General features: G+C 78.6%; 2 protein-coding genes. Both read left to right on the top strand.

Translation table 11 applies throughout. The annotated features are described in order from the left end of the window. Positions 1–280: hypothetical protein (locus QP089_RS48645; protein ID WP_446474157.1), on the top strand; the 280-nt coding region annotated here is incomplete at its 5' end. Next, positions 277–2,415: transglutaminase TgpA family protein (locus QP089_RS48640; protein ID WP_285921430.1), on the top strand; the 2,139-nt coding region annotated here is incomplete at its 3' end. The genes QP089_RS48645 and QP089_RS48640, both read left to right, overlap by 4 nt.

The raw sequence follows: 2,415 nt of genomic DNA, 5'->3' as shown, positions 1-2,415 counted from the left end.
GCGGGCGGCGGGGACGAGGGCTCCGGCGCCGCGGGCGGCGGACGAGGACGGCGGGCCGCTGCCGGCGGCGGCCGCGGCCGGGCTGCTGCGGGCGGGCGGCTGGCGGGTGCTGGTCGTCCGGTCGGCGGCGGAGCTGGCCGGGGCGTGGTCGGGGGCCGGCCGGTCCGGCACCGGCGTGCGGCACCACGAGGCGCCCGATCAGGCGGACGCACCGGACGCGGACGCGGGCGGCGGCCCTGGCGGGGAGAAGACGGCGGAGGCGGCCGGAGGCGGGGCATGAGGATCCGGATGACGGTCATGGCCGCGGTGGCGACGCTGGCCTGCTCGATCGGCCTGTACCCGCTGTTCGCCACCGGGCGCTGGTTCTGGGCGGGGCTCGGCGCGGTGCTGGCGGCGGCGTGCGGCGGGGTGCTGTCGCGCCGGCTGCGGCTGCCGGCGCTGCTGGACCCGCTGTGCGGGCTGGCGGTGCTGCTGCTGTACCTGACGGTGACGTACGCGCGGGGCGAGGCGTGGCTCGGGTTCGTCCCGTCGCCGGGGGCGCTGTCGCATCTGGTCGACCTGGCCGGGGACGGCTGGCACGCCGCGAACCGGTACGCGGCGCCGGTGCCGCTGGTCTCGGGGATCGGGCTGCTCGCCGCCGCCGGGATCGGGGTGGTGGCCGTCCTGGTCGACCTGCTGGCGGTGCGGCTGCGCCGCGCGGCGCCCGCCGGGCTGCCGCTGCTGGCGATGTACAGCGTGCCCGCCGCGGTCCGGCAGGACGGCGTCGGCTGGCTGGCGTTCGGCGTCGGCGCGCTCGGGTTCCTCGGCCTGCTGATGGCCGACGCGCGCGAGCAGGTCGGCGGCTGGGGCCGGGCCGTCACCGTCCACCGGCACGGCGGGGAGCTGCCGCTGGCCGGGGCGGAGCCGCCGGCCGGCCAGCGCCTGCGGGTGGACGGCGGCCGGCGCGCCGCGAGCGGCCGGCGGATCGCGGTCGGCTCGGTGGCGATCGCGGTGCTGCTGCCGATGGCGGTCCCCGGCGTCCATCCGCGCGGCATGTTCGGCATGGGCGGCGGCGGGGGCAAGGGCACCCAGACCGTCACCACGCCGGACCCGCTGGTCAGCCTGAAGCGGGAGCTGACCCGGCTGGACGACTCGGTCGTGCTGACCTACCGCACCGACGACCCGGACGGCCCGGACTACCTGCGGCTGTACGCCCTGGACCGGTTCGACGGCGACCGCTGGACCTACAGCAGGCTGCGCAGCAGCTCCGCCGACCGGCTGTCGGACCGGACGCTGCCGCCGCCGCCGGGGCTGAGCATCGCCCCGGTGCACGAGGTCACCACGCGGGTGAAGGTCAGCGGCGAGGTCCGCGACATGACGTTCCTGCCGGTGCCGTACGCACCGTCCCAGGTGTCGATCAAGGGCGACTGGCGGGTGCATCCCCGGTCGCTGATGATCTACTCGCTGAGCGACTCGGCGGGCGGCCGCGCCTACACCGTCAAGAGCCTGCGGGCGGAGCCGACCGCGGCGGACCTGTCGTCCGCGGCCGGCTACCCGGCCGACGTCGTCTCCCACTACACCGCCGTCCCGAAGAACATCCCGCCGCAGGTCAGGACGCTCGCGCAGAACGTGGCGGCGGGCGCGGCGACCGCGCGGGCGCAGGCGGTGAAGCTGCAGCGCTGGTTCACGCTGACCGGCGGGTTCACCTACGACCTGTCCACGCCGGCGCCGCAGCACGGCAACGACCTCGTCGACTTCCTGCTGCGCAGCAAGCGCGGGTACTGCGAGCAGTTCGCCGCGTCGATGGCGCTGATGGCGCGGATCCTCGGCATCCCGTCGCGCGTCGCGATGGGGTACACCTCCGGCACGCAGACGCGGCCCGGCACGTGGGTGGTGCGGTCGCGGGACGCGCACGCCTGGCCCGAGCTGTACTTCGAGGGGTCCGGGTGGGTGCGGTTCGAGCCGACGCCGTCCGGCGCGGCCGGGCAGGGCACCGCCGTGACGCCCGACTACACCGAGCCGGCCGCCACCGGCGGCGGGCGGCAGGACGAGGGCGCGCTGCCGACGCCGACGGCGACCTCGCGGTCGGACGGGTCGCCGGCGACGCCGCAGGCCGCGCCGCGCCGCAGCGACGCCGGCCCGCAGGGCGGCCCGTCCGGGAAGGACTCCGGGGGCGGCGGGGCGTCGGCGGCGCCGTGGATCGCGGGCGGGGTGCTGGTGCTGCTGCTCCTGGCCGTCCCGGTGGCGCTGCGGGCGCTCACCCGGCGGCGGCGCTGGGCGGTGCTGACCTCGCCGCCGCGGCCGCGGCCGGAGGGCGGGGACCGCCGGCGGGACGGCGGCGGACCGCCGGGCGGGGGCCGCGACGCCGGCGGCGGCGCCGCGCACGCGGCGTGCCGGGAGATGCGCGCCGACGCGCTCGACCACGGCCTGGAGTGG

The sequence above is a fragment of the Actinomadura opuntiae genome (genome assembly GCF_030283205.1).
Classification (GTDB): Bacteria; Actinomycetota; Actinomycetes; order Streptosporangiales; family Streptosporangiaceae; genus Spirillospora.
Note: the sequence above shows the minus strand (reverse complement) of the source record. Positions and strands in the feature narration are given on the sequence as shown.